The organism is Protofrankia sp. Cr2 (genome assembly GCF_963555885.1).
In the GTDB taxonomy this organism is placed as follows: Bacteria; Actinomycetota; Actinomycetes; order Frankiales; family Frankiaceae; genus Protofrankia.
On record NZ_CAUVXG010000023.1, the window covers coordinates 1 to 26,263 of the forward strand.

The window sequence follows — 26,263 nt, forward strand, 5'->3', positions numbered from 1 at the left end:
GATCTCCTACAACAAACTTGCTGATCTGGCGATGAGGTTGGGACATGCCGATCAGGCTCGTGAATACTTGGAACAGGATTTGGCGATCGCCAGGCGGCTTGTCGAGGCGGATCCGGTCAATGTCGGTAAGCAGCGAGACGTCGTTATCTCACTCCTCCAGCTCGGCCAACTCCTGTCCAGCACGAGCGACCACGACCGCGGCCTGGCGATGCTGAGCGAGGCGATGGAGATCGCGCAGCGGATCGGCCTCGACCTCGGTCTTCCCGAGGACGCGGACGACAGTGATCAGCCGTAGCGGCGCCGACGTTGGCCTTTTGGCCGGCGTAGATCATAGTGATCAGCGCGACGGCTCAGGCTTCCGAAATGGGCTGATTCGGTCAGTCGCGTTTCGTGTTCGGCGGCCAGACGATACGGATCGGTATTCCCTGCAGCCTGGCGTAGGTGATGACGTCGGCGGTGCCGCCATAGCCGCGTGCTGGCTCGCCGTCCCACACGGCTATGAGTTCGTCCGCGTCGTTGACGATCACTCGGCTCGCCTCCATGTGGGCTTCGGAGGTCGAATCCTGAAAATCGAGACGCTGGACTCTATATGCCGCGTCGAGAAGTTGGTCGTAGCTCACACGGTGGGATGTTGGTAGGCCGTCGCGGTAGGCGTTGGCTGGCACCACGGCGGAGAGTCGTCCGCCGAGTTCCAGGACGACTTCGGCGAAGATACTGTCGGCGCCGTCCGCGAGGCAACTGACGCCCGTCAGCTGGTCAGCCGGTATAGCGCTGAGAATACGGCGAATCTCGCGCCGGACGTAGTCCTCGATATCAGCGGTCAGCCCTCGGTGGCCAGTTATACCGATCGTCACCATCTTCCTGCCTTTCAGGCGTCGATCGGGTCGAGTTCGTGAAGCCGGGCGTCGAGTTGGCCGACCGCGTCACATGTAGCGTTGTTCGGGATAGCTTGCCGAGTTCGCCAGGCAGAGTCGATCACTCTACGCGAGTTCTTCGCAGCGGCTATGCTGAGAGCTGCAAGCGCGATATCGGCGCTTTGCTCATATTCGGCTTTCATGCAATGGGCGGTGGCCTGGTCGAGGAGCGTGAGGGCGTACTGGGCGGTGTGCTTGCGTGCTGGCGCCGCGGTGGCAGCGGGTGCCCATTTAAGGGCAAGGTCGGGGCGCCCAAGGTGGATGGCGGCGTTGAGACGGTATCCGGCGAGTTTGGTATCGTCGAATCGCATAACCCATGGCCAGGGAGGCTGCTCGTCGGATGGTATTCCGGATACGGCCTCTTCAGCATGGCCGAGATGGCGCCAAGCCGCGTTTCCGTCTCCCGTGGCAGCGTAGCTCAGGGCAGCGGTGGAGTTTATCCAGGCGTCCACTATCCCATGCCTTTTGTTCGGCAATGCATCCCAGGCCCTCTCCATGAGAAGGACGCTGCGGTGAGCATGGCCCGTTCTCGCGAAAAAGGCAGCAAGGCTGCCGAGCATGTAGCCGGTCAGAGCGCGATGCTGCGATTCCCGTGCAAGACGGACAGCAGCCTGATAATAACGCTGTGCCGAGCCGATGTCCCGCATATCCCAGCATAGCCATGCGAGAAACCCGAATCCTTCGCTGAGCGCCTCGGTCACCTCCCGTCGGGCCGCCGGGTCCTGCAGCGCGCTGCCTACGGAGCGGAGTAGCCGAAGGTGCTCGACGATGATTCCAGCGAGCTCGCGAGCGGGAATCAAACCTTCCCGGCGACGTTGTGCCATCGTGACGGCTCGGAGTACGGAAATCTTGGCCACCGGGTCCGCGTCCATGGTCGAAAGATAGGATTCCAAGTGCACAAGCGCGCCCACGCTGAAGGCGCCCGTGAGTAGATCTCTTCGGTACATCGCCGACCACTCATCCAATAGCAGAAGATTGCCGGTGGGCTTAGCCGCGTCTATGGTCGGCGATAGTAACGATCGTTCGGGCGGCCAGCCAAACGTCATGTCGGGAGGCTGGACCGTACCGGGCGCGGTGAGGGATGCGGAGGGGATGCTGCCCTCGGAGGCTGCCATCCGACGGCGACGGAAGCCCAGTTCGTGATCTGTCTGAACGCGGAGGATCGCCCGCACCGCAGCGCGGTAGTCCGCCTGCGGCCAGCGGATCATCCCTCGCTCAAGCTTGCCGATGTAATGATCATCGATAGCGGTGGTCCGTCCTGCATGCTCGAGGACCCAGCTATTGACCAGATCGGCGAGTTCCCGACGAGACAGCGGTTCACCCGATGCGTTCGGTGATTCGATCCGCAGACGCGCCCGCTGGAGCTGGTGGTTTGGCTCTGTCACGACTGACCCTCTCGTCGCAGGAGTCGTGTCGATTCTTGCACATCAGGCAGCCTTTTCGTCGCATGTATCGGGGTGTGGCGTGATCCTGCCTGTCGGCCCCTGAATCAGCCCCCAAATCCGCCCCTCAACATCCCAGCGATACAGCCTGGATCGGGTGGATGCGGCGATGGGAACCTCGGTAGACCGTTCTTGCCGGGCTTCCGTAGCTCCCTTGTACGGCGCCGCACTGCGATGTCGCGTTCTGGATGCGGGAAGTCGTCAGGAGCGTTGTTCACGGGTTGGCTCCGGAGGGCCCCACCTTCGGTTTCCGTCTGGAGTCGACTCCCCGCCTGTTCGTGTTGAAGGGAGAACTGGATGGATGAGTCGGGGCCGGTGTACGGCCTGGTGTCGTTCGACGGGGAAACTCGCCGCAGCGTGACCGAGATCGTGCTGGCATTCGAGAGCGCGGAGGCGGCGGACAGGTTCGCCCACAGCTCCGGGATCGGCGACTACGCGATCGGGCCTGTCGGGTTCGCGGTGAGCGTGGCGGCTTCGGCGGTCCGCTGGCGGGGCGACACCCGATGAGCGGAGACGGCCAGCCCAGCGCGCACCGGCGATATGCGCTGGCCCTACTGGCGGCGGACGAGGCATATGACCGTAACCCGCAGGGTGAGCCCGTGCTGTTCGTGTCGGATTTTCGTCGGGGCCTGCTCGCGGTGCTGGCGTTGACGCCCGAGGCGCTACTCCGAGCCGGCGACGGCGTGACCGAGGGTGAGGCGCTGGCGTTCCTCGCGGGTCAGCGTGCGGCGTTGGACGCGGCCCATACGGCGCTGGCGGCGCAATGGCAGCCCGACATGTTGCGCCGCCGTGTGCCCCGGACCAGCGTGGCCGACACGGTCGAACCGGGGCGTCTGGTGGTTGTGGACGGTGACGGCGCGGTGGTGGCCGAGTTCGACGCGGCAGCCTGGGAGGTGGCGCACGCCTGGGTGCACATGAGGGTCGCCGAGCCGCTGACCCGGCGTCCCGTGTGCATTGAGGATCATCGTCATCGCCAGACCTGGCAGGTCGACGTCGACTCGTGCACGCACACCGTGTGGATGCCCGGTGAACGGACCGGTGGCCAGCGGCCGTGCCCGCTGCTCATGCCCGCGCAACGAGCTGCGGGGAGCGCAGGGGCGATTCCGCTGGTGTCCGCGCAGCCGTGAGATTGCCGCTATCCGCGGCTGAGCAGCTTCCGCGTTTGTGCCTGCCGGTAGCCGGCAGATCCTCCTGGAAATGTCTAGTGTCTGTCCTGCGAGGCGTACGTCAATTGGCCCTGATACCCGCCCGCGTAAGATCGCCGATGCAACGTCGGTGTCCACAACGAGGACACGTCAACCGACGTCCGCCTGTCGAGATGCGTACAGGTCGGCGAGAAACTCCGCATACTCCTCGTCGGAGTCCCACAGATCGGGGTACGCGAGGTCCTTGAGTGAACTGACCGGCTGAATCCCCTGGCTGCGCAGTACCTCCTCAATGGGCAGGTTGTCTATTGGCCAGCGCGGAGCCGGCTGCGCCGGTTGTGCGATAGGCGGCATGTCGACCACTCCTCTCCACCCATCTTCGATCATCATAGCTCGCGGGCCGATCGTCATCCTGGGGGTGACGCGCGATCTTTCTAGGTTTGTGCGATCAACAAGGCCGTTTCCGGCGTACAAACCTAGAAAGATCGTCGGTCGTCGGTCGTCGGTCGTCGGTCGTCGGTCGTCGGTCGTCGGTCGTCGGTCGTCGGTCGTCGGTCGTCGGTCGTCGGTGGCCGGTGGCCGGTGATCATGCCGGCGCAGTGGGCCGCGGTGCGAGACCGCCCGCCGCCGGGCCAGCCCGCGGTAGGGCCGTGGGCGGTAGGGCCGTGGGCGGCGAGGCCAGCCGGTAGTGCCCCTGCGGGTCGCGGAGGTTGTCCGAGCACCGGATGTACCGATTCAGGTGACAGATACCCCCTGTTAGGTGAACACTCATCCGCGGTATGAGTGCAGGTCAGTGGCTTTTTGCCCGAATATGGGGGGCGTTCGTGGATCCTGAGCTCGCGGCTATGGTTTCTCTGCTACCGAGGGTAGCAATGGAGGGTGTTGGTGCGGTCCGGGCGGCGTCGGGCCGGCTCCTGATGGAGCCGTCCATCGATGCTGACGTCCTGGCCGGGATGGAGATCGAGGACCGGGTGGTCCCCGGCCCGCCGGGAGCGCCGGACGTCGCGGTCCGCATCCACCGGCCGACGGAACCCGGTGCGCCGTGGCCCGCACTGCTGTGGATCAACGGTGGTGGGTTTGCAAGGGGTGGCGCCGGGGGCACCATCGAAACGGTCCACCCGGACGTCGTGCGGATCTGTGCCAGGGCCGGGGCGGTCGTGGTGGCACCGAAGTACCGGCTGGCTCCGCAGAACCCGTTCCCGGCGGGTCTTGAGGACTGTTACGCCACCCTGCGGTGGCTGGTCGACCAGGCCGACGTCCTCGGCATCGACCGCGATCGGGTAGCGGTCGGCGGTGCGAGCGCCGGTGGGGGGCTCGCGGCCGGGCTGGCGCTGCTCGCCCGGGACAGGGGCGGCCCGGCCCTGCGTTACCAGCTCCTGGTGATTCCCGAGCTGGACGACCGGCTGGACACTCCATCCATGATCGAATTCATTGACGCGCCCTTGTGGAACCGGCCGGACGCCATGCTGAGCTGGCGGCACTACCTGGGGCGTTCCGGTGACGCCGAACCCGGCGACGACGTGTCGCCGTACGCGGCGCCGGCCCGCGCCACCGACCTCACCGGCCTGCCACCCGCCTATGTCTCGACTGCCGAGTTCGACCCGCTGCGCGACGAGGGGATCGAATACGCCCTGGCCCTGCTGCGGGCGGGCGTGTCGGTTGAGCTGCACCAGTTCCCGGGGACGTTCCACGGGCCGAACCTGGGGCGTACGGAGGCGGTGTCCAGACGGCAGGAGCGGGAGATCCTCGACGTCTTGCGCCGCGCCCTGCACCCCGTGCGGGTCTGACCGTCGCAGCCGAGCCATGACCGTGTGCACCCGGGTGTCGACCCAGCGGCGCGTGGGCCGCCAGCTTGTGCACTCTTACCCGGCTGGCCGCAACCGCTCGCATGGACCGTGGTCACGAGTGGAAGGTTGACGTCCAAGAAAGCCGCAAATCGGACCTGAGATGTACGTCTACCTTCCACTCGTGCCCAGGCGCTCGGTGCGGTGGCGGTCGGTGCGGTGGCGGTCGCACGCGGCTGTCCCCCCGTGACCCGGGCCGCCGGGGTCAGTCCTCGGGGATCTCCTCCCACCACTGGCACCACCAGTCGCCGCCGACCAGGATGCGCAGCTTCGGGTGCCAGCAGTAGGTGATGTCCTTGTCGCCGTCGAGGTAGTACAGGCAGTTGTCGCACCGCTCGTCGCCGTTGGGCTTGCCGCGCAGGATCGCGTCCTCGGCGAGGTGGCCGAGCTTGACGCTCAGCTCCTCGTCGATCGGCTTCGGCTCTGGCGCGCCGACATCGTAGACGGGTGTGGTTTCGCTCACCTGGTTGCCTCCGGGCTGGGGTCTCTGGCTGGCGTCTTCGCTGGGGCCTTCGGCTGGGGTTTCCAGGACGGGGTCTCCAGGACGCGCGGAAAGCCTATCCGCGACGTCGTCGCGCGTGCTTCGGGGCAGGTCAGCCTAGCGGGCCAAAGGGCGTGCTAGCGGGCCAAAGGGCGTGCTAGCGGGCCAAAGGGCGTGCGATGATCGTCAGATCGCGCGCCCGGAGGCCGCAGTCCCCGGAGAACTAATGGCAGCCTGTAACGTCGATGGGTGCGTATCGCCAGGTTCACCGACGGGACGGAACCGGCCTTCGGGATCGTGGAGGGCGCGGTCGAGCGGGGTGAGGCCACAGTGGCCACGATCACCCCCCATCCCTTCGGCGCGTTCAGCTTCACCGGCGCCCGCTACCTGCTCGGCGACGTGCGGCTGCTGGCGCCGGTGCTGCCGAGCAAGGTGCTGTGCGTCGGCAAGAACTATGCCGATCACGTCCGGGAAATGGGTACTGACGCCCTGTCGCAGCGCCCGTTGCTCTTCCTGAAGCCGTCGACGAGCGTGATCGGCCCCGGTGACCCGATCGTCCTTCCTCCCGACAGCGAGCGGGTCGACTACGAGGGTGAGCTTGCGATCGTCGTCGGGCGTCTGTGCCGGGATGTCCCCGTGGAGCGGGCTCTGGACGTCGTCCTCGGGTTCACCTGCGCGAACGACGTCACCGCCCGCGACCAGCAGCACGAGGACGGCCAGTGGACCCGGGCCAAGGGGCATGACACCTTCTGCCCGGTCGGGCCGTGGATCGAGACCGATCTCGACCCGTCCGACCTGGCCATCCGCACCACCCTCGACGGCGAACTCCGGCAGGACTCCCGGACGAAGTCGCTGCTGCATGATGTCGCATCACTGATCGCGTACATGTCGGTGGCGATGACGCTGCTGCCCGGTGACCTCCTGCTGACGGGAACGCCGGCCGGGGTGGGCCCGATGAGCCCCGGGCAGACCGTGGCCGTCACGGTCGAGGGGATCGGCACCCTCACCAACCCCGTGACGTCTCGCTGATACCGGCTCCCGGTCCCGGCGGTTGGTCTCGGACACGCGATCGGACACGCGGTCGGGCACAGGTCCCGGCCGCTCCCCAGCTGGATGCGGTACAGTAGGGCTCGCCCGCAAGGGCAACCTTGGGGTATGGGGTAATTGGCAGCCCAACGGATTCTGGTTCCGTTAGTCTAGGTTCGAGTCCTGGTACCCCAGCGTCAGACTTTCTGCGCTGCGAAGTACAGTGTGTCTGAAGTACAGTGTGTCCGGAGTAAGAGGTGTTTGAAGTCATGAGCAGCTGGCCCCGTCGTCTAGTGGCCTAGGACGCCGCCCTCTCAAGGCGGTAGCGCCGGTTCGAATCCGGTCGGGGCTACACTCGCACGACCTGCACGGAAGGCTCCCTGACCAGGGCAAACCCGGTCAGGGAGCCTTCGTCGTCTGTCCGGCCGGCCGGTCGGCCGCGGTGCCCACCGGCTGGTCACGCCGAATACGCGTCGACGTCTTCTGCTACTCGCGGTGGTCGCCAGGTCAATGATGAGCCCGGGGCATACCGAAGATCGGCGCGAGTTTGTTGTCAGGCACGCTTTTCGGGCCGAAAAGCGTACGCAACAACAAACTCGCGCCGATCATGATCTAGACAGGCGGTTGCAGGCGGTTGCAGGCGGTTGCAGGCGGTTGCAGGCGGTTGCAGGCGGTTGCAGGCGGTTGCAGGCGGTTGCAGGCGGGAGCCTTTGCCGTCCATCGGGTGGGCATGCAAGAGCCCCGGGACCAACAGGTCCCGGGGCTCTTGTGCGGCTTTACCAACTTGGCATCATCGGATGACGGTGAGTCGGGGCATGGACGCGGGGTGGCGTGCCATGGCGCACTCTCGGCACCCGCAGGAGCTCGGGCCGCTGCGTCCGTGCACGATCTCGTCCAGCTGGCTGGTGGTGGCGACGAGCCGCAGCCGCGGGCCGGTGGCCTCGGCCGGGCCGGTCGCGAGGGGGACCGGTTGGGTGACGGTGACGGGCACGAGGGCGCCGGCCGGGCCGGAGCGGGGCAGGTCCGCGGTGGCGGCAGTCAAGGGGGTCGCGGTCAGGGTCACGGGGGGCACGGTGTCCTCCTCCTGGGTGGCCGTCCGAAGGCCACCTTGCGGACCACAGGGTGTCGAAGCGGGAGCCTACAGCGCCATCGCCTCTTTGAGCCTGTTAGTGACTGGTAAAGATGGTCTAGTCACGGGTGAGCATGGTTGCCATGTCGCACCATCCTTGACGGCCATGGTGTGCCTGGTGTCGATCGGTAGAGGATGACCCGGATGTCCTCCGCGGCCCCCATTCCCGACCGGGCGCGGCGCCGCCACGGCAGTGCGCGCGCCGGCCGGCTCAGCCGTGCCGAGCGGACGCCTCCCGGCCATCGACCCGAAGCCGAGTTCGTGCTTCCTGCAGACAAGATCAACGGACAGACCTGGGGCTGGGTTCCGCACGGACGGGGCCTGCCCACGGAGGACTGGGTCGCCCGCCACCGACTGCTGGTCTGGATTCTCGCCATCCATCTGCCGATCATCGTCGGCTGCGCTGCTTACGAGAAGTTCGGTGTCTGGCAGGGGCTCGTCGCGGCCGGCCCGGCGGCGTTGCTGCTCGGCGCGGCCGTACTTCCGGGCATCCGCCGGTTGCGCGCGCTCGCCACCAGCCTCGGCCTGCTGTGCAGCTCGGTCGTGTTGGTCCATATCTCGCATGGACAGCCTGAAATGCACTTCCACTTTTTCGTGGTCGTCGCGTTGATAGCCCTTTACGAGGACTGGGCGGTTTATCTGCTGGCAATCGCGTTCGTGTTCCTCGCCAACGGCGCGGTCGGCGACAAGATCGTATCTTATCGGCATACCGACTCCCCGTGGACCTTCGCCGCGATCAGCGCCGCATTCATCTGTGCGTTGGCGGGCGCCCAAGTGATCTTCTGGTACTTCAACGAGCAGTCCCGCCGCCGGGCCGAGCACTACCGGGCGCAGCTCTACGAGGGTCAGCAGAGCCTGATGGCTCGGCTCGAGGAGACCGACCGTATCCGCAGCGATCTTGTCGCAACGGTTTCCCACGAGTTCCGGACGCCCCTGACCGGCATCCGCGGAACCCTGCTCACGATCAAACGTCGGCGTGACCGGATGTCGGCGGCGCAGCTGGACGACATGCTCGACTCGGCTGTCAACTACTCTGACCGGCTGTCCCGGTTGCTGGAGAACATGCTCAGCGCGGCAACGGCGACCGGCACGGAGGAGAACACCGTCGCGGACCTGCCCGAGGTCGTGAACGCGGTGCTGGCCACGCTGGCCTACTCACCGACCACGGCGGCGAACGTCAGCGTCGACCTACCGCCCCAACTGTCGGTGCGCATGGCCCGCCAGGCGTTGCACCAGGTGGTCGCCAACCTGGTCGACAACGCGCTGGTGCACTCCTGGCCGGGAGCGCCCGTCCGGCTCATCGCGGGTCGGGTCGGCGACGAGGTGGTACTGCGGGTCCGCAACCCCGGTCCCGACCTCGACCCGGCCACGATCCGCCAGCTCTTCGAGCCGTTCACGCAACGGGATGGGACCGCGACCCGTGAGATCGACGGCGCCGGAATGGGCCTCTATGTTGTCCGGCGGCTGGTCGAGGTCCACGGGGGACGGCTGCGCATGGCCTCCGAGGACGGGGAGATCATCGTCGAGGTCGACATGTGGGCGGCGCTGCCACGGTCATCGACCGCGGCGTCGCAGTCGGGACCGGGTACCCAGCCGGGTCTCGGCGGCAGCGGGAACGGCAGTGGGAATGGCAGTGGGAACGGTGGTCGGGCGGCGCTCAGCGGTGGCGGCCGGGTGGCGCTCGGCGGTCCGCAACACACTCTGCCGGTGCCGCGGAGTCTGGGCGGGGAGCCGCGGCCCGGGTTCGCGACCGCGCCGGTCCGGCCGAGCCGCTCGCTACCGATCGACCGGTCCGGCTGATCAGCAGTCGCCTGCCTGCAGTCGCAGGTTGACAAACTGCTTCAGGCCGTAGCTGGTGTCATCAGGCGGCGATTGGAGAACCACGGTACCGACCCTGATCGACTTCAGGCACTCGTACGTGTACGAGATGTTGGTGAACCCGATCCTTTCGAAAGTATCTACGGCATTACGGAGAGTCATTCCGACAACGATGGGAACGGTCGCGCAATCGGCCGCCTGCAGTTTGAGGCTCACCGGGGATGTCGTGGCGATCTGACTACCCGGGGACGGCTCCTGGTTCACCACGTTGTTGATGTTGGGTGACCGGTAACAGTCGTACTGGTAAGGGAAATTGGTGAAGCCGGCCTTTCGCAGCGCCGCCGAGGCATCGGCCAGCAGCATGTTGCGTACGTCGGGCACTGGCGCGTGTGGGGGGTCCGCCGGCGACGGCGACAGCCACGGTGATGGCGACAGCACCAGCGTCGGGTCCGCGGAGGTGGAACCGGCTGGCACCGCCACCGCGGACGCCACCGCGGACGCCACCGGGACGCCCTGGGCGGACGCCCGCCCGGCCGGGCCACGATCGTCCCCACCGAGGCCGGCGGCGAGCGCCCACGAGCCGAGGCCCACGAGCATGACCCCCGCGACACCCGCCGTGAGCAGGGCGCGTCGGCGCCCGAACCTCGTACCGCGGTTGCGCGCCCACGCGACCGCGACCGGCACCGGCACCGGCACCGGCACCGGCACCGGCACCGGCACCGGCACCGGCACCGGCACCGGCACCGGCACCGGCACCGGCGGTGCCTGCCAGCCAGCCATCCGGACGCGTTCGGATTCGTACCCGTCGTTCAGGCGGATGGCGGTCGGAGGCAGCTCGGGGACGAATGGTTTCGCCCGGTCTGCGTCGCCGAACGTTGCGGGCGCCGGGGTGATGAGCCGATGCCGGCCCGTCAGTGCCGCGGTCAGTGCCGCGGTCAGTGCCGAGCGTGCCGCCAGCGCGTCGGCGGGCCGGTCCGCCGGCCGTTTGGCGAGCAGCCCGCGCAGCACATCCCACAGCGGTTCGGCGAGACCCTCGATCGGTGGCGGGGGGTCGAACGTGTGCGCCCGGATCATGGCGATCGGGTTCGGTGCGGCAAACGGTGGCCGGCCGGCCAGTAGTTCGTACAGGACGACCCCGGCACTGTAGAGGTCCGCGGCGGGACCCGCCGGTATGTGGGTGGCGAGTTCCGGCGCCATGTAGATCGGCGTGCCGATCGTCACGCTGAGCCCGGTCGTCGACCGTCCCTGGGTGAGTCGGGCGATCCCGACGTCGGTCAGCATCGCCCAGAGGGCATCCCGGCCGGTCGTGTCAAGGAGAATGTTCGCGGGTTTGACGTCCTGGTGGATGACACCGGCCCGGTGTGCGACCGCCAGGGCCGACAGGACCTGCACAATCAGGTCGACCGCTTGCGGCTGCGGGAGCCGACCGCGTTCGCGCAGGTAGCGGCGTAGGTCGACACCGTCAACGAGGTCCATCACGATCGCGAAGGTGCCGCCCTCGGCCACGATGTCGCGGACCTTCACCAGGTGCGGGTCGTCCAGAGTCAACAGCACTCTACGTTCGCGCAGAAAGCGGTCGATGAAGTCCGGGTCGTCGGCCAGCTCGGGGCGCAGCACCTTGACTGCGACCGGCCCCTGGCCACCGGTGCCGTCGTCGAGCCGCTCACCCCGCCACACTTCGCCGTCGGCGCCCCGTCCCAGTGGTTCGTGCAGGACGTATCGGGAACCCAGTCTTCGTATCACCCGTATTCCCCCTTATGGGCATATACACCGGTGATGTGGACACTACGTCGCGCCTGCCGCTGCGCGAGGGAGAATGGTTGATTTCCGCCATCGCGTGGGAGCGGACCGTGGTGCTGGATACCCGACACATCCTTGTGGCGCAGCAAAAGGGGTACTCTGCGCCACCAGCCACGTGATGGAGGGGAACACGTGTCCGCAGGTGACAGTGGCAATGGCGAGCGTGGCAACGGCGAGCGTGGCAACGGCGAGAGCGGCTCCGGCGAGAGCGGCCGGATGAGTCCGGCTGACCGCTCGGCCTTCGAAGTGCTAGGGATGATCAGAACGTATCGCAATGGTGACGTCTTGTTGCAGGAGGGTGATCGCGCCGACCGGACAATGATGATTCGATCGGGGCGGGTGAAGATCGTGACTGTCGCTGAAAGTGGCTACGAAACGTTGCTTGCTCACCGTGGCCCCGGAGACCTGATCGGCGAGATGGCGGTAATCGACGGCGAGACCCGCTCTGCGTCGGTGGTGGCATTGGAGGACGTTACGGTCGCCGTGGTGTCCGCGGAGGTCTTCAGGGCCTTCATAGCAGATCATCCCGAGGTGGCGCGTGCCATGGTGGGCTCGATCGCCCAGCGGCTGCGGGAGTCCGACCGCCGGCGCTCGGAGCTCGGTGCCTATCCGACCGCCATCCGGCTGGCCCGCCACCTCCTGGAGCTTGCGCAGCGGCACGGGCAGACCCAGCCCGACGGTGGTGTGATGATCACGTTGCGACCGACCCACCATGACCTCGCGGCTGCGATCGGCGCATCGCGGGAGTCGGTCGGTCGGGAGCTCAGCGTCTTCCGCTCCCAGGGAATGATCAGTAACAGGGGGCGGACGATCGTGGTCTCGAAGGTCGAGGAGCTCCGCGCGTTCGCCTACGGCGAAACAACACACCGCTAAAAGCGCCTGGCAATAGGGGCGTGGATCAAGGAGCGGGGCTGGGGTGCGTGCCCCGGCCTCGCGACGCCGCGTCCATGTTGCCGGGCGCTCTTTGGGAACGATGTGAATCTGGTGTTGTGGTAGGAGCATCAGATTCACATCGTTAAGGGCGCCTGGCAGTAGGGGCGTGGGTTAAGGAGCGGGGCTGGGGCGGGTAGATCGCGAGGTACGAGATTGCTGGTCGCTCTGAATGTGACCGATGACGTCGAACCGGCACCGACGAGCCGCTACGACGGTCATGGACGACGGCTACCACCGCTGAGACCTCACCGACGATTGCTGAGACCTCACCGACGATCTTTTTCGACGGTCGCCGACGTCCCGAGCGCTTCGTGCGCAGTATCCGTCCAGGACCGCGGTCGTGTCCACCGACGCGACCTTCAGGAAAGGCCGTACCGCGTGTTCGACGAACCTGTATCGCGCCGCATCGTGGTGGGCGACATCGAAGGTTGGAGCTCCCGCGACAGCCGCACACAGAGGGACCTGCGGCACCGGCTGCGTGAGGTGCTCAACCGGGCGTTCACCGAGTCGCAGTTGCCGTGGCGGGAATGGGCCGACATCGCGGTCAGCGCGGCGGATCGGGGCGACGGATTGCTGATCATGATCCCGCCCGACGTCTCCATCGTCCGGCTGCTCGATCCGTTCGTCGACCGGGTGGCGGTGGCGCTCCGCCACGACCGTCATCTCCACAGCGACTGGGCGCGGATGCGGCTGCGGCTGGCTATCCACGACGGTGAGGTGCTGCCCGAAGGTTCCGGCTGGGCCGGCCACGACGTGATCGAGGCGTGCCGTCTGGTCGACGCCGAGCCGCTGCGCCAGGCGCTGCGCGACGAACCCGAGGCCGACGTGGCCGTCATCGTCTCCGAACGCGTCCACCGCGCGGCCGTCCGTGACGGCTATGGAAACATCCGCCCCGAGACGTTCACCGAGGTCGATGTCGTGGTCAAGACCTACCAGGCCCGCGCCTGGGTTCACGTCCCCGGAATCGGCATCGCGCAGCCGAGCAGCCCCCGCAAGGAACCGGCCGCGGTGAACGGAACCCACCAGGATGGTTCACGGAAGAAACCCGGCATGCCTCCCGACGACGAAGATGACCACCACACGGAAGGTGACTACCGGGCCCCAACCGACAACGCTGTGAGTTATGGTGCGCGGTTCAATGCCACGAAGATCGAGATGACGGTCAGCGGCGGCAATGTGATCTTGGGTGGAAGGCAGGGCCGCGTCGTGGGGCGGGACAACCAGGAAAACCACGGCGGCAGAGTCGGTTAGCCGCGACCGAACTCTTCGTGGTGTCGGCGGCCTTGACAGAGGAGACCAGTGGCCGAGGACGATGCGAGACGACCGAAGGCCGACGCCGGTGGGCGGAGCGGGCAGGACGCGGCCCCCGGCGGGCACCGGGCGCCCGCCGGGGGCGATGAGGCACGCCGGGGGCCGCCGGACAAGCAAGTCCGGAACCAGGGCGCGGACACGCCGGGGGCGGACACGCCCAAGGTGGACGGGGCGCGCCGGAACCCGGAGAAACGCCTTCGAGAATTCGCCAAGGACGGCGGACGGTCCCAGTTCGCTCCACAGCTGGGTGCCGAACTCAACAACAGCTACCTACGGCTTGTCGTCAACGGCGGCAATGTGGTATTTGGTGGCCGGCAAGGCAGCGTCGGTGGTGGAGTGGGTGCGTTCGCGGGCCATTTCGGCGGCCAGGCGACATTCGAGCCCGGACCGGTGACCGCCGATGAGTTCGCGGGCATCGTGGGCGCCTACGCACGACCCGAGCGTTTCGCAGATATCGTGCGCGCGCTGACCGATCGCCATGTCGCCATGGTGCAGGCACCGACGGGCTGGGGGCGCACCGCCGCCGCACTCAATGCTCTGCACGCGGTCGCGCACACGGAAATGGCTCGGCGGGCGGGCGAAAAACCCACGTCGGATCCGGAGTACCGACGGCTGGAACCGGACACCGAAATTCACCATCTTGATCCTGGAACTTTCGCCGCGGACACCGGGCATGTACTGGACCCGGACGTCCTGGTGGGCGCCGCCGGACTACGCAGTCACCATTTGGAGCGGTTGGCGCGCGGCCTGCAGCAGAAGAACGCGTGGCTTGTGATCGTGGCCGATGATCGTACTGTTTTCGGGGATCCGCTGACCGGGTTCCGAGTCGACTGCGGCCGGCCGCCTCCCGCATTGGAGGTCGTGGCGGAACATTATGCACGCGTGTCCGGTCTGGCGATGTCGGAATGCCGGTCGCGGTTGGCGGAATACGGCGAGATCGACATGCTCGTCACGGCTATCTGCCGGGACGGTCATTCGGCCAGCGGACTCGCCATGCTCGGCGAACGCCTTGCTATGGATAAATCGGGACCGGAGATCCAGGCCTGGGTGGATGGTCTGGTATCGACCCGTTTCGTCGAGTGGGCCCGCGGATATGACTCGCTTGAGCAACGGGCCTTGTTGCTCACTTTGGGCGTGCTGGCCGATGTTCCGTATTCAGCTGTTTCCCGGGCCGCGCTCGACCTGGAAAAACGTCTGCTCGCCCGGGTACGGGCCGCGGACCGCCCACCGCGGCCGCTGTTCCCGCCGGACCGCAGCATCCGGCTCGCGGATGCCCGGGCGGAGATCGTGAACGAGCTCCGTCCGACGTACTACGGACCTGCACAGGTTGAGGTCGTGAGGTTTCGTGACCCGACGTACCCGGCCCGGGTCCTGGACTGGGTCTGGCATGAGCAGGATGTCCTGCATCCAGCGTTCCTGGAATGGCTGTGCCATCTGGCCGGCGACCCGGATCCGGTTGTCCGCGCGCGGGTGGCGACCGCTATCGGGCTCCTTTCCACCTGGTCGTTCGAGGAGATCCGGCGTGCGGTTCTCCTTCCGCTGGCGGACACATGCCGGACCGAGGAGATCGAGACAGCAGCACTGGCCCTCCGGGTTCCCGCCACATCCAGAGATTTTCTTCCGTTGGTCGTGGAGATGCTTGCCGACTGGGGGGACTGGACCGGCTGGCTCGACGACGCCGATCTACCCGGACGCCTGTGGGCCGCCATGCGGGCGTGGGGCTCCGGGGTTGGTCCGCTTGACCTGGAGCGCGCTCTGCGCCGGCTGCGTGAGCTTGCGGATATTGACGGTCCGGTGGATCTGGACACTGTCGTCTCAATGCTTGCGATCAGTAACAGCGTGCTGGAGCTGTTCGACCACAAGATGCCGGACGAAAACGTCACCACCGTTCTGACGAGGCAGATACGGGTTCTGAAAGAACTGCGCATCTGGACGGATGACGGCGAGCCGATCAGCCGCCGCCGGGTGGGCGCACTGTCCTTCATCCAGCTTCTCCTCGATCTGGATACACCGCGGGATCCGGCAGATCCGTGGGCGCCTACCCGGCCGCTGCTGTTGATGATGTCGGAACAGCATCAGGAGATCCTGCAGCGGGTCGGATTGTTGTGGCATCGGGCGTTCAACACCAGTTATCTTCGGTCGGCGTCGATGGAATCGCTCCGGTATCTGGTGGGGCGGGCGGCCCGCGATGAAGCGATTCAGCACGCGCTGGTGGGCGCCGTTCGTGGATCTGTCCGCACCGAGGACGACTTCGATCGCATCAGCGGTTCCCTGCCGGCCTGGCAGAAAAAGTACCCGCGGCCGGTGGGCGCACTGCTGGCCATGCTTGAGGAGATCAAAGCCAGTGAACGATGACGTGCGAAACGATACCGAAGGAACTCCCGTGGCCGGCGACCCCGCCGGTCCGCCACCGTTGGTGGTGCCCTATGGCGACAAGGCAGACGGGCGGCTGGGGAAGTTCAAATCAGCCACCGGGTCGGAACAGTTCAGAATCGTCTACGTGAACCGCCATGGCCGGGAGCCCCGACTCGACGATCATATGACACGCGGCCGGCAGGCCCGTACTCATCATTATGCCCGTAAGGTCGACATCGCGATCCATCATCATTCTTTCCAGGCGCTCCTGCCCAGTCGGGAGAACGCTGCCGGGTTTCCCTTTGCAATGACCATCGGATACCGGGTCGTCGATCCGGTCGAGCTCGTCCGGAATCCGATCACGGATCCGGCGCAGCTGTGCGAAAGCCACGTGTTGGGCGAGATCGAAGCCATCACCTGCCAGCTCGGGGCGGAGCAGGCGAACAAGGTGCGCGGACAGGTCGCGGTCATACGCAGGAGAGATCTCTCCGCGGGCCACGGCCTTGTCACCTGGATTGAGCGATTCAGGGTGAATCTTGAGAGCGACGTCGACGAGCCGACCCGGATATACGAGGGACGCGACCGTACCACCGCCGCTGCGATCGTGGAAGACAATCTGGAGACTCTGCGTCACAGCGGTGGGCTGGAACGCCGAAAGAAGGAGACCGCGGCCGAATACGACCACAGCATCCTGGTGAACGCCGAGGTGGACGACCGGGACGAGATCGCCGCGCGGGGGCGCTACCGCGAAGCCGTGGAAGGCGGCTCGACGGCGGAGCGGGGACGACGCCTGTTCGCCGCCGCGAATCGGCCCGAACTCGCTGACCCGGATGCCCCGGAGCAGCTGGAGACCGCCGGGCCCAAGCGGTGGCCCGCTGCGGACGAAGCGGCAGCCTCCACTCGGCGGGACCGGGAGGACGGCGCTCGATGACAGCACCGTGCCAGCCCACGACGTCCGGGTCGGGTCTTCACGGTTACCTCTTCTCCATGGTCGGAGAGTTGGGCGACCGAACGGTCCTGGCTCCTTTTCCCGACGATAAAATCTTCATCGGACAGGCTGTCTGGACCGTACTGGTGCTGATTGTCTTCTTCGTGTTCCTATGGATTTTCCTACCGACAGTGGCGTCCAGACCGTGGTTCCTGGATGCCACCGAAAGAGCCGTGGGACTCGTGGGTACGATCCTGCTTCTGCCGGAGGACTGGATCCTGACCCGGGACAAGATTCCGGCTGTCGTTGAAAAGGTCACGGCCGGGTATGGGCGGGCTGTCGCGGAAATCTTCGCCCTGCTGACCGAGATCGTCAGGTGGGCGTTGCCGCAGGCCGTGGTGCTGGGCCCATCCCACCTGCGACGGCCGGCAACCGCGAGAACATCGGCAACTGCGAGAACATCGATGGAGATGAACCAGCACGGTCCGGATACCACAAGCCCCGATAGTCCAGCGCCCTCGGCCGCTGTGCCCGCGGCCAGGACCGTCACCGATCATGTCGTCCCGGCGGCCATGGCGCTCGTCGTGGTTCTGTGCTTTCTCTGGTGGAATCAGGCTCGGTGCGTTCCGGGCGGTCCGGCCTGCGTCCATCCCCTGAACTCCTGGCTCACGGTGGTGAGCGCCTTGGCGAAGGAGTCCGGGCACTCTGTGGGAACGATGTGAATCTGGTGTTGTGGGAGGAGCATCAGATTCACATCGTTAGGAGCACCTGGCAGTAGAGGCGTGGACTGTGGGTCAAGGAGCGGGGCGGGCGTGCAGGCGCTCGGCGGCGGCTGCGACGGTGGCGCCGTGGCGGGCGCCGGGGGAGCGGGTCAGGCGTGCGACCGGGCCGGACAGCGACAACGCCGCGATGACGCGGCCGTCGGCGTCGCGGACCGGGGCCGACACCGACGCGAGCCCGGCCTCGCGCTCGCCGACGCTCTCGGCCCAGCCGCGGCGTCGCACCCGCTCCAGGTCGGCCGCATCGAACACCGCCCCCGGGGGAATGGCCGTATCGACCGGTGGGCCGTTCGCATCCGCGTTCGCATCCGCGTTCGCATCCGCGTTCGCATCCGCGTTCGCATCCGCGCTCGCATCCGCGCTCGCCGTGCCGGTGAAGGCGAGCAGTACCTGCGCTCCCGATCCGGCGGTCATCGGCAGCGTGGATCCCACCGGGACGGTGTCGCGCAGGCCGCTGGTGCGTTCGGCCGCGGCTACGCACACCCGTACCTCCCCGTGCCGCACATAGAGCTGGCTGCTCTCGCCGGTGGCGTCGCGCAGCTCGGTCAGGACCGGTGCCGCCGCGTCCACCAGGGCCCAGGGCAGCGGCACGGCGCCACCGGCGGCCAGCCGCGGCCCGGGGATGAAGCGGCCACGGGAGTCCCGGCTGACGAGCCGGTGTACCTCGAGCGCGGCGGCGAGCCGGTGCGCGGTCGCCCGGCTCAACCCGGTGCGGGTAACGAGTTCACCGAGGGACACCGGACCCGCCTCCACCGCACTGAGGACGGCAGCCGCCTTGTCAAGAACGCCGACTCCGCTAAGCTGTTCCATAAGCTGATACTGTCATCCCAGAATATAGGAAGTCCAGTACTATCAAAGTACAGTGACCATCTGAACGCGCAATCATCTGAAGGAGTGGGCCATGGGGCGCACACTCGCGGAGAAGGTCTGGGACGCTCACGTCGTCCGGCGTGCCGACGGCGAACCCGACCTGCTCTACATCGACCTGCATCTCGTACACGAGGTGACCAGCCCGCAGGCTTTCGAGGCGCTCCGACTGGCCGGTCGACCGCTGCGCCGCCCGGATCTCACCATCGCCACCGAGGACCACAACGTCCCGACCATCGACACGCTGCGCCCGATCGCGGACCCGGTCTCGGCCGCCCAGGTCGAGGCCCTGCGCAAGAACTGCGCCGACTTCGGTGTCCGGCTGCACCCGATGAACGACCCCGGTCAGGGGATCGTCCACGTCGTCGGTCCGCAGCTCGGCCTCACCCAGCCAGGCATGACGATCGTCTGCGGGGACAGCCACACCTCCACCCACGGCGCGTTCGGCGCGCTCGCCTTCGGCATCGGCACGAGCCAGGTCGAGCATGTGCTGGCCACCCAGACGCTGCCGCTGCGCCCGCCGAAGACCATGGCGGTCACGGTGGACGGGGCGCTGCCCGCCGGTGTCACCGCCAAGGACCTGATTCTCGCGATCATCGCCCGGATCGGCACCGGCGGCGGCCAGGGGCATGTGATCGAATACCGTGGCGAGGCCGTCCGCGGGCTGTCCATGGAAGGCCGCATGACGGTGTGCAACATGTCCATCGAAGCGGGTGCTCGCGCCGGCATGGTCGCCCCCGACGAGGTGACCGTCGCCCACCTGCGGGGCCGCCCGCACGCGCCGGCAGGCGTGGACTGGGACGTGGCGCTCGCCTACTGGGCGACCCTGGCAACCGACGACGACGCGGTGTTCGACCGCGAGGTCGTGGTCGACGCGGCGGAGCTGAGCCCGTTCGTGACCTGGGGTACCAACCCCGGGCAGGGCGCGCCGCTGTCATCCCGGGTTCCCGACCCGGCGGACTACTCCGATCCGGCGGCCCGCGCCTCGGTCGAGCGCGCCCTGGCCTACATGGCGCTGGCGCCCGGCACGCCGCTGCGCGACATCGCCGTGGACACGGTGTTCATCGGCTCCTGCACCAATGGGCGCATCGAGGACCTGCGGGCCGCCGCGGCCGTCCTGCGCGGTCGCCGGGTGGCTGACGGACTGCGGGTCCTGGTGGTCCCCGGCTCGATGACGGTGAAGGCCGACGCCGAGGCCGAAGGGCTCGACGAGGTCTTCCGCGCAGCCGGTGCGCAGTGGCGCAGTGCCGGTTGCTCGATGTGCCTGGGTATGAACCCGGACACGCTGGGGCCCGGCGAGCGCAGCGCGTCCACGTCCAACCGTAACTTCGAAGGCCGTCAGGGCCCGGGTGGACGCACCCACCTGGTCTCACCCGCCGTCGCGGCGGCAACCGCCGTCACCGGGCGGCTGACCGCGCCCGCCGATCTCTGACCGACGACATCACGACGACATCACGACACCACGAAGGGGGCGCATCCGCGATGGAGGCGTTCACCACGCACACCGGACGGGCGGTGCCGCTGCGGCGCAGCGACGTCGACACCGACCAGATCATCCCCAGCGACTGGCTCAAGCGGATCGAACGGACCGGCTTCGGCGCCGGCCTGTTCTCGCAGTGGCGGGCCGATCCGGGGTTCGTCCTGAACAAGCCGGTCTACAGCGGCGCCACGATCCTGCTGGCCGGTCCGGATTTCGGCACCGGGTCGTCCCGCGAGCACGCCGTGTGGGCGCTGCAGGACTACGGCTTCAAAGCGGTGATCTCGGCGCGTTTCGCCGACATCTTCCGCGGCAACGCCCTCGGAAACGGCCTGCTGCCGGTCGTGCTCGCGGCCGCGACGATCGAGGCGCTCACCGACCAGGTCGAGGCCGATCCCACCACTGCGATCACCGTTGACCTCGGTGCGCGCGAGGTGCGGGCACCCGGGCTCGTCGCGGGCTTCGAGCTCGATGACTTCACCCGCTGGCGTCTGATGGAGGGTCTGGACGACGTCGGCCTGACCCTGCGTCAACAGGATGCCATCACAGCCTTCGAAGCCACCCGCCCCGGGTGGCTTCCGGTGACCGCATAGGAGGCCACTGATCGTCACTGAATGTGACGAAATTGGTCCATCAAGGGATCCTCCGCCCTCCGCCGGGTGCCGCCAGATGATCTAGGCGAGTCGTTGACATGCGGGTTTGTGTTGCGCGACACGCGCAGGGGAATTGCCCTAACCGGTGGACATGCCTACGGTGCAGCGCAGTGTGATGCCCGATCTGCTCCCTAACCCCGCGCCCGCGGGGGGCGTCCGGAGGTTGTTGTGAACAAGTCCCAGTTGGTTGATCGCATCGCCCAGCAGATCGAGGGCGGGCGATCGAATGCGACCAAAGCCGTCGATGCCGTGTTCGAGGCGATCCAGGAAGCCGTATCCGCCGGTGAGAAGGTCACCATCACCGGGTTCGGCGTCTTCGAGCGTGTCGAGCGGGCGGCCCGTACCGGCCGCAACCCGGCCACAGGCGAGCCGGTGCAGGTTGCCGCCTCGGTCGTGCCGAAGTTCAGGCCGGGTTCGGAGTTCAAGGCCAGCGTGTCCGCGACCGAGGAGTAACCGGACACGGACGCCGACCGTGGGTCCGTCAGGGCACTCACGGTCGGCGCGGTGCCGGTCTGCGGTACGCGTCGCCGGTCTGTGACATGCGACGCCAGTCAGCGGCGCCTGCCGCCGGTCAGCCGTGTGCCAGCCGCAGGGGCGGGTTCATCAGGTCGGTCTGGTAGTCCGACAACGGTTCTCCGTCCGGGCCGGTCGCCCGTCGGTACCACGTCCCGTCCGGCTGCAGGATCCAGGCTGCCACGCCCTCGGAGAAGGCGTGGTCGAGCATGACCCGCAGGGGTTCCTGGGACGGCTGCCCCACCCGTACCAGCGCCTCGATGCGGCGGTCGAGGTTGCGATGCATCATGTCCGCGCTGCCGATCCAGCACTCCCGCAGCGAGGTGAACTCCAAGACCCGGCTGTGCTCCAGGAACCGGCCCAGGATCGACCGGACGTGGACGGTCTCCGACAGGCCCGGGATACCCGGCCGCAGCCCGCAGATCCCACGGACGAGGCACTGCACGGGCACACCGGCGCGGGACGCCCGGTACAGCGCGTCGATGATCTCCTCGTCGACAAGACTGTTGACCTTGAGACGGATTCCGGACACCTGGCCCTGGCGGGCCGCCTCGCTTTCCCGCTCGATACGTTCGACGATGCCGTCCCGCATGTGCTGGGGTGCTACCAGCAGTGAGCGGTACTCGGTCTGGCGGCTGTAGCCGGTCAGGACGTTGAACAGGTCGGTGAGGTCGGCGCCGACGTCGGGGTCGGCGGTGAGCAGGCCGAGGTCCTCGTACAGCCGCGCCGTCTTCGGGTTGTAGTTGCCGGTACCGACGTGGCAGTACCGGCGCAGTCCGCCGCGCTCCTGGCGGACCACCAGGCACGTCTTGCAGTGCGTCTTCAATCCGATCAGCCCGTACACGACGTGGCAGCCCGCACGCTCCAGCTCGCGCGCCCACCGGATGTTCGCGGTCTCGTCGAATCTGGCCTTGATCTCCACTAGGACGACGACCTGCTTGCCCGCCTCGGCCGCGCTGATCAGAGCGTCGACGATGGGGGAGTCACCCGAGGTCCGGTACAGCGTCTGCTTGATGGCCAGGACGTGCGGGTCGGCGGCGGCCTGTTCGATGAACCGCTGGACCGAGGTGGTGAACGAGTCGTAGGGATGGTGGATGAGCACGTCGCCATCACGCAGCACCGAGAAGAAATCGGTCTGCTCCCCTTCGGATGCCGCGAGCCGCGGGTGGGTGCGACGCACGTGCGGGCTGTCCTTCAGCTCGGGACGGTCGAGGTCGTAGAGCGCCCACAGCACCGACAGGTCGAGAAGCCCCCGAACCCGCATCACCTCACGGCTGGTGACCTCCAGCTCCCGCATGAGGAGGTCCAGCAGGTTGTCGTCGATGTCGTCGGCGACCTCAAGGCGTACGGCCGGGCCGAACCGCCGGCGCGCCAACTCACGTTCAAGCGCCTGCAGCAGGTCCTCGGCCTCGTCCTCCTCGACCTCCAGATCGGCGTTGCGCGTGACCCGGAACAGGTGGGCGTCGACCACCTCCATACCTGGGAAGAGCTGCGAGAGGTGGGCGGCGATCACCTCCTCCAGGGGGATGAAGCAGACATCGCGGTCGTCGGACTTCAGCCCGCGCGGTCCCTGCCGCCTGTTGTCGTGCAGCGGGTGGTCCGGCTCGACGCGGATCAGCCGGGGCACGTTCTGCGGAACCTTCACCCGCGCGAATCGCTCGGCGTCCCCGCCCGGGGTACGTACAGTGACCGCCAGGTTGAGCGACAACCCGCTGATGTAGGGGAACGGGTGCGCCGGGTCCACGGCCAGTGGCGTCAGGACGGGGAAGACCTGCTGGTTGAAGTATGCGTGCAGGCGGTCCTTCTGAACGTCGGTCATGTCGGTCCACAAGCGGATCGTGATGCCGGCGTCCGCCAGAGCGGGCGTGACCACGTCGCTGAAACACCGGGAGTGACGTTCGTAGAGATCGGCCGCTGTACTACTGATCAGGTCAAGCTGTTCGCGGGCGGTGAGGCCGTCGGCGGAGAGCACTGCGAGCCGGGTCGCTTCGCGGCGCATCAGACCGGCGACGCGGACCATATAGAACTCGTCCAGGTTGCTGGCGAAGATAGCCAGGAACTTGGCGCATTCGAGCAGTGGTGCGGCCGGATCCTCGGCGAGTGCCAGTACGCGGGCGTTGAAGTCCAACCAGGACTTCTCGCGGTTGATGAAACGGTCTTCGGGAAGATCGGACGGCGTCGGTGGCCGGGGCGCCTCCAGCGGCTCAAGCAGGGCGCTCCGTGGTTTACGCTGCGGTTGTTCGGATCGGTTCACCACCAGCTCGGTCATGCCCTCGATGGTGCCAGTCTCCGGTGGCCGGGGCAGGTACGAGTGACGATTAGGACCCGTACAACGAGTCTGGGACGACCGCCGGCTGAACATCGTGTGAGACATCCGTCAGCCGCTGGTAGGCCAGCGGTCGCGCGATTATGGTTCCTTTCGAGTGGCCGGCGGCCCCAGGGGTTTTCAGGATGTCGCGGGTCCGTGGGCCGACACCCAGCCGCAGCGCTTCCTGCAGGTCGTCGAGCGTGTCCACGTCACGCCGCAGGCCGGGCACGGACGGACCGAGCGGGGCGGTCAGGTCCCAGGCTCCCGAACGGACGTGTTCGGCCCGGCTCGCCGGGCCGAACCGGGGTGCGAGCGGACTGCCGGGCGTGGCGGCGAGCATGACCGTGCCGGTACCGTCCGCATCCGCGACCATGGCCCGGCGCTCGGGTGGCACGGCCAGCAGCGCCGCCCTCAGCTCGGCCGGGCGCAGTGCCGCGAGGTCCGCGGACATCGCCGCGACGCCGGCGCCGGGCCACCGCCGTGCGGCCTCGGCCGCACCGTGCGTCAACGCCGCGTTGAGACCCGTGTCCGGAAGATCAGGGATGATCACCACCCGAGCGTCCATGTCGGCGATGTCGGCCCGCGCCGTGCGGTCGTTGGTCACGACGACGACGGCCACCACGACAGCGTGATCGATATCTCTGGCCGCGGCAACCGTGTCCTGTGCCATCGCGAGCGCGAGCGCCGCACGTTCGGGGTGGGCGAGCCGGCTCTTGGCCGCGGTCAACCGCTTGACCGGCACAATGACCACCCAGGTCGGGCCGGGAGTCATTTCCGGAGTAGCGCGGGTATCACGTCCTGACCCTACGGCATCCGTCACGGCTCGGCGGCCGCTCCGGGCATCCCCCCGACGGTCGCCGCGGCGGTTACTGTCTAGTCATCATATGGTCACAGCATGGTTGACGCTGAGACACGATCGGACCCGGCCGGCGGGCGATCCGTGTGACGAGAGCGGCTGTGCTCTGCGCCGGATCCTGGGGGACGGTCTTCGCCAAGGTGCTCGCCGACGCCGGGGCCGGGGTCACGCTGCTGGCGCGTGAGCCCGACATCGTCAAAGCGGTGAACCACCATCATGTCAACCCCCGATATCTGCCCGGACTCACGCTTCCTGGCCAGGTCAGCGCCACGGGGGATGCCGCACAGGCGCTCCGCGGGGCGGATCTGGTCGTGCTCGCGGTGCCGTCCCAGGCCCTGCGCGGATGCCTGGTCCGCTGGGCGCCGCTGGTCCCGCCGTCCGCGGTGTACGTGAGCTTGATCAAGGGCGTCGAGGGTGATTCCCGCCGCCGGATGAGTGAGGTCATCAGGGAGGTCACCGGCGTGGGCCCGGATCGGATCGCGGTGGTCAGCGGTCCGAACCTGGCGGGCGAGATCGCGGCCGAGCAGCCGGCGGCCACCGTCGTGGCGAGCCGCTGCGAGCAGACCGCGATCGATCTGCAGGCGGCCTGTTGGACGCCCTATCTTCGCCCGTACACCAACTCCGACCTGGTCGGTTGTGAGCTCGCCGGCGCTGTCAAGAACGTGATCGCGCTGGCCGCCGGCATGCTCGAGGGAATGGGGTTCGGCACCAATTCGGTCGCATCCCTGATCACCCGGGGGCTGGCCGAGACGGCCCGGCTCGGCGTGGCCATGGGCGCCGATCCGCTGACGTTCGCCGGCCTCGCCGGCCTGGGTGACCTGGTGGCCACCTGTTCGTCGCCGCTGTCGCGCAACCGCACCTTCGGTGAAAAGCTCGGCCGTGGCATGACCCTGGCGACGGCCAGCGTCCAGCAGGTTCAGGTCGCCGAGGGCGTCCGCTCCTGCCGGCCCATCCTGGGCCTGGCCCGGTCACTGGGCGTCGCGATGCCGATCACCGAGCAGGTGGAGCGGGTCATCTACGAGGGCCTTGCGCCGATGGACGCGGTGAAGGAACTGATGAGCCGCGAACCAGGCCGCGAGCACCGCGATCCCAGCGCCTGAGCGATCAGCTGAGCGATCAGCTGAGTTGTCGCCGCAGGCTGCGTCGGCTCCGCGACGTGGGCTTTTCCTCGACGTCGGGTTCACGCTGGTGCGGCCGAGCATCGGTTAGGGTCCCGTCCATGCCCGGCACCGCGCGCAGGATCCGGATCGCAGTCATCTACGGCGGACGCAGCACCGAACATGCGATCTCGTGTGTGTCCGCCGCGGGCGTGCTGCAAGCCCTGGACCCACGGCGTTATGACGTCGTGGCGGTCGGTATCACCCCGGACGGCCGTTGGGTGCTCGGCTCGGGTGATCCGACTGCGCTCCAGGTCCGTTCCGGCACGCTACCGAGCGTCGACCGCACCGGGACGCCGGTGGCCCTGCTGGGTGACCCCACCGCGGGCGGCCTGAGGATCCTCGGCCCGGTGGGCGCCGCCCCGGGCGCCGCCCCGGGCGGCCCAGCCGGGATCGGTCTGGGCGAGGTCGACGTCGTGTTCCCGCTGTTGCACGGGCCCTTCGGCGAGGACGGCACCGTGCAGGGGCTGCTGGAGATGGCCGGCGTGCCCTACGTCGGCTCCGGGGTGTTCGCCAGCGCCGCGGCC

At 67.7% G+C, this 26,263-nt stretch carries 24 protein-coding genes, 2 tRNA genes and 1 pseudogene; 18 read left to right on the forward strand and 9 right to left on the reverse strand.

The genetic code is table 11. The features are described 5' to 3' along the window. Window positions 1–295: tetratricopeptide repeat protein (locus U9978_RS12530; RefSeq protein WP_322761280.1), on the forward strand; the 295-nt coding region annotated here is incomplete at its 5' end. A gap of 82 nt (window positions 296–377) precedes the next feature. Here the strand turns inward: U9978_RS12530 and U9978_RS12535 are convergent. Then, window positions 378–857: a hypothetical protein gene (locus U9978_RS12535; protein ID WP_322761281.1), complete on the reverse strand. Its 480-nt coding sequence runs from the start codon at window positions 855–857 to the stop codon at window positions 378–380. An 11-nt stretch (window positions 858–868) separates the two neighbouring features. Further along, window positions 869–2,299: a hypothetical protein gene (locus U9978_RS12540; RefSeq protein ID WP_322761282.1), complete on the reverse strand. Its 1,431-nt coding sequence runs from the start codon at window positions 2,297–2,299 to the stop codon at window positions 869–871. A gap of 354 nt (window positions 2,300–2,653) precedes the next feature. Between U9978_RS12540 and U9978_RS12545 the strand changes: the two genes are divergently transcribed. Next, window positions 2,654–2,863 carry a hypothetical protein gene (locus U9978_RS12545; protein WP_322761283.1) on the forward strand — a complete coding sequence of 70 codons (210 nt, stop codon included), beginning with the start codon at window positions 2,654–2,656 and terminating at the stop codon, window positions 2,861–2,863. Beyond that, window positions 2,860–3,483, forward strand: a complete 624-nt coding sequence (locus U9978_RS12550) for a hypothetical protein (protein ID WP_322761284.1) — start codon at window positions 2,860–2,862, stop codon at window positions 3,481–3,483. The genes U9978_RS12545 and U9978_RS12550 overlap by 4 nt, the downstream gene beginning before the upstream one ends. Window positions 3,484–3,651: 168 nt before the next feature. On the opposite strand, the gene U9978_RS12555 is transcribed toward U9978_RS12550, so the two are convergent. Beyond that, window positions 3,652–3,855 carry a hypothetical protein gene (locus tag U9978_RS12555; protein ID WP_322761285.1) on the reverse strand — a complete coding sequence of 68 codons (204 nt, stop codon included), beginning with the start codon at window positions 3,853–3,855 and terminating at the stop codon, window positions 3,652–3,654. A gap of 518 nt (window positions 3,856–4,373) precedes the next feature. Between U9978_RS12555 and U9978_RS12560 the strand changes: the two genes are divergently transcribed. Next, window positions 4,374–5,288 carry an alpha/beta hydrolase gene (locus U9978_RS12560; RefSeq protein WP_322761286.1) on the forward strand — a complete coding sequence of 305 codons (915 nt, stop codon included), beginning with the start codon at window positions 4,374–4,376 and terminating at the stop codon, window positions 5,286–5,288. Between the two features lie 262 nt (window positions 5,289–5,550). Here U9978_RS12560 and U9978_RS12565 read toward each other — a convergent pair whose 3' ends face one another. Continuing rightward, window positions 5,551–5,808, reverse strand: coding sequence for a hypothetical protein (locus tag U9978_RS12565; protein ID WP_322761287.1), 258 nt, complete (start codon window positions 5,806–5,808; stop codon window positions 5,551–5,553). A gap of 267 nt (window positions 5,809–6,075) precedes the next feature. Here U9978_RS12565 and U9978_RS12570 point away from each other — a divergent pair, with 267 nt between their 5' ends. From U9978_RS12570 to U9978_RS12580, 3 genes are all read left to right on the forward strand, one after another. After that, on the forward strand, window positions 6,076–6,855 hold the full coding sequence (locus U9978_RS12570) for a fumarylacetoacetate hydrolase family protein (protein WP_322761288.1): 780 nt from the start codon (window positions 6,076–6,078) through the stop codon (window positions 6,853–6,855). A 120-nt stretch (window positions 6,856–6,975) separates the two neighbouring features. Continuing rightward, a tRNA-Gln gene (locus U9978_RS12575) sits at window positions 6,976–7,047 on the forward strand. A gap of 84 nt (window positions 7,048–7,131) precedes the next feature. Then, window positions 7,132–7,204 (forward strand) — tRNA-Glu (locus tag U9978_RS12580). Window positions 7,205–7,642: 438 nt separating this feature from the next. On the opposite strand, the gene U9978_RS12585 is transcribed toward U9978_RS12580, so the two are convergent. Beyond that, the gene (locus tag U9978_RS12585) at window positions 7,643–7,924 is read right to left on the reverse strand and encodes a hypothetical protein (protein ID WP_322761289.1); all 282 of its coding nucleotides are present in this window, start codon (window positions 7,922–7,924) and stop codon (window positions 7,643–7,645) included. Between the two features lie 201 nt (window positions 7,925–8,125). On the opposite strand from U9978_RS12585, the gene U9978_RS12590 reads away from it, so the two are divergent. Further along, window positions 8,126–9,781: a HAMP domain-containing sensor histidine kinase gene (locus tag U9978_RS12590; RefSeq protein WP_322761290.1), complete on the forward strand. Its 1,656-nt coding sequence runs from the start codon at window positions 8,126–8,128 to the stop codon at window positions 9,779–9,781. On the opposite strand, the gene U9978_RS12595 is transcribed toward U9978_RS12590, so the two are convergent. Next, on the reverse strand, window positions 9,782–11,542 hold the full coding sequence (locus U9978_RS12595; RefSeq protein WP_322761291.1) for a serine/threonine-protein kinase: 1,761 nt from the start codon (window positions 11,540–11,542) through the stop codon (window positions 9,782–9,784). A 189-nt stretch (window positions 11,543–11,731) separates the two neighbouring features. On the opposite strand from U9978_RS12595, the gene U9978_RS12600 reads away from it, so the two are divergent. The 5 genes from U9978_RS12600 to U9978_RS12620 all read left to right on the forward strand — a co-directional run bounded on the left by U9978_RS12600 (window position 11,732) and on the right by U9978_RS12620 (window position 17,848). Continuing rightward, on the forward strand, window positions 11,732–12,472 hold the full coding sequence (locus U9978_RS12600) for a Crp/Fnr family transcriptional regulator (protein ID WP_322761292.1): 741 nt from the start codon (window positions 11,732–11,734) through the stop codon (window positions 12,470–12,472). Window positions 12,473–12,910: 438 nt separating this feature from the next. Next, window positions 12,911–13,783, forward strand: coding sequence for a hypothetical protein (locus tag U9978_RS12605; protein WP_322761293.1), 873 nt, complete (start codon window positions 12,911–12,913; stop codon window positions 13,781–13,783). A 48-nt stretch (window positions 13,784–13,831) separates the two neighbouring features. Continuing rightward, entirely contained in the window at window positions 13,832–16,198 is a 2,367-nt protein-coding gene (locus U9978_RS12610; protein ID WP_322761294.1) for a hypothetical protein, read from the forward strand. 28 nt (window positions 16,199–16,226) lie between these two features. Further along, window positions 16,227–17,129, forward strand: coding sequence for a hypothetical protein (locus U9978_RS12615; protein ID WP_322761295.1), 903 nt, complete (start codon window positions 16,227–16,229; stop codon window positions 17,127–17,129). Beyond that, window positions 17,126–17,848: a hypothetical protein gene (locus U9978_RS12620; RefSeq protein WP_322761296.1), complete on the forward strand. Its 723-nt coding sequence runs from the start codon at window positions 17,126–17,128 to the stop codon at window positions 17,846–17,848. The genes U9978_RS12615 and U9978_RS12620 overlap by 4 nt, the downstream gene beginning before the upstream one ends. Before the next feature lie 72 nt (window positions 17,849–17,920). Here U9978_RS12620 and U9978_RS12625 read toward each other — a convergent pair whose 3' ends face one another. Beyond that, complete coding sequence (locus U9978_RS12625) at window positions 17,921–18,715, reverse strand: IclR family transcriptional regulator (RefSeq protein ID WP_322761297.1); 795 nt, start codon at window positions 18,713–18,715, stop codon at window positions 17,921–17,923. A gap of 91 nt (window positions 18,716–18,806) precedes the next feature. Between U9978_RS12625 and leuC the strand changes: the two genes are divergently transcribed. The 3 genes from leuC (at window position 18,807) to U9978_RS12640 (ending at window position 21,355) form a co-directional block, all read left to right on the forward strand. Then, complete coding sequence (leuC, locus tag U9978_RS12630) at window positions 18,807–20,204, forward strand: 3-isopropylmalate dehydratase large subunit (protein ID WP_322761298.1); 1,398 nt, start codon at window positions 18,807–18,809, stop codon at window positions 20,202–20,204. 50 nt (window positions 20,205–20,254) lie between these two features. Next, window positions 20,255–20,842: a 3-isopropylmalate dehydratase small subunit gene (gene leuD, locus U9978_RS12635; protein ID WP_322761299.1), complete on the forward strand. Its 588-nt coding sequence runs from the start codon at window positions 20,255–20,257 to the stop codon at window positions 20,840–20,842. A gap of 228 nt (window positions 20,843–21,070) precedes the next feature. After that, window positions 21,071–21,355 (forward strand): HU family DNA-binding protein, encoded by a 285-nt coding sequence (locus U9978_RS12640; protein WP_322761300.1) that lies wholly within the window; start codon window positions 21,071–21,073, stop codon window positions 21,353–21,355. Window positions 21,356–21,473: 118 nt separating this feature from the next. On the opposite strand, the gene U9978_RS12645 is transcribed toward U9978_RS12640, so the two are convergent. Both U9978_RS12645 and cofC read right to left on the reverse strand, forming a co-directional pair. Next, window positions 21,474–23,684, reverse strand: a complete 2,211-nt coding sequence (locus U9978_RS12645) for an RNA degradosome polyphosphate kinase (protein ID WP_322761301.1) — start codon at window positions 23,682–23,684, stop codon at window positions 21,474–21,476. A 49-nt stretch (window positions 23,685–23,733) separates the two neighbouring features. Next, window positions 23,734–24,465, reverse strand: a complete 732-nt coding sequence (gene cofC / locus U9978_RS12650) for a 2-phospho-L-lactate guanylyltransferase (RefSeq protein WP_322761302.1) — start codon at window positions 24,463–24,465, stop codon at window positions 23,734–23,736. Window positions 24,466–24,665: 200 nt separating this feature from the next. Here cofC and U9978_RS12655 point away from each other — a divergent pair, with 200 nt between their 5' ends. After that, window positions 24,666–25,679, forward strand: a complete 1,014-nt coding sequence (locus U9978_RS12655; protein ID WP_322761303.1) for an NAD(P)H-dependent glycerol-3-phosphate dehydrogenase — start codon at window positions 24,666–24,668, stop codon at window positions 25,677–25,679. Window positions 25,680–25,798: 119 nt separating this feature from the next. Beyond that, window positions 25,799–26,263, forward strand: a pseudogene (locus U9978_RS12660) (D-alanine--D-alanine ligase A); the annotation flags it as partial.